The sequence below is a fragment of the Dehalococcoidia bacterium genome, assembly GCA_025054935.1.
Lineage (GTDB): Bacteria > Chloroflexota > Dehalococcoidia > SpSt-223 > SpSt-223 > JANWZD01.
In genome coordinates, this window is sequence record JANWZD010000092.1 from 1 (window position 1) to 500 (window position 500).

The 500-nt window shown below is 68.8% G+C and carries 1 protein-coding gene; it reads left to right on the top strand.

Translation table 11 applies throughout. The annotated features are described in order from the left end of the window. The coding region (locus tag NZ773_16430) for a lyase family protein (protein ID MCS6803510.1) at positions 1-500 on the top strand (500 nt) is incomplete at both ends.

Consider the following 500-nt stretch of genomic DNA (forward strand, 5'->3'; position numbering starts at 1 on the left):
CGACGACCTTCGGCCATTACCTGCTCACCTTCGTCTATCCGCTGTTGCGCGACCTCGAACGGACGCGCGCCGCCTTTGCCCGCACCAACCTCAGCCCGGCCGGCGCCGGCAGCGTCAACGGCAGCCGCCTGCCGCTCGACCGCGCTCGCCTCGCCGAACTGCTCGGCTTCGACGGCCTGATCCCCCACACGCGCGACGCCATGTGGCAGGCCGACGGCCCGATCGAGATCGCCGCGCTCCTCGCTTCGTCCCTCGTCACCCTCGACCGCCTGGCCGAAGACCTGCAAATCTTCTCCACCGCCGAGTTCGGCCTCGTGGAACTGGCCGACCGCCATACGCGCACCAGCGTCATCATGCCGCAGAAGAAGAACCCCTATTCGCTGGCCTACCTTCGCGGCGTGTGCGGCGAGTCCATCGGCGTGCTGGCCGCCATGGCCGCCGTCGGCAAAACACCCTCCGGCCAGATAGACAACCGCCTCTTCGCCTACGGCGACATCCCC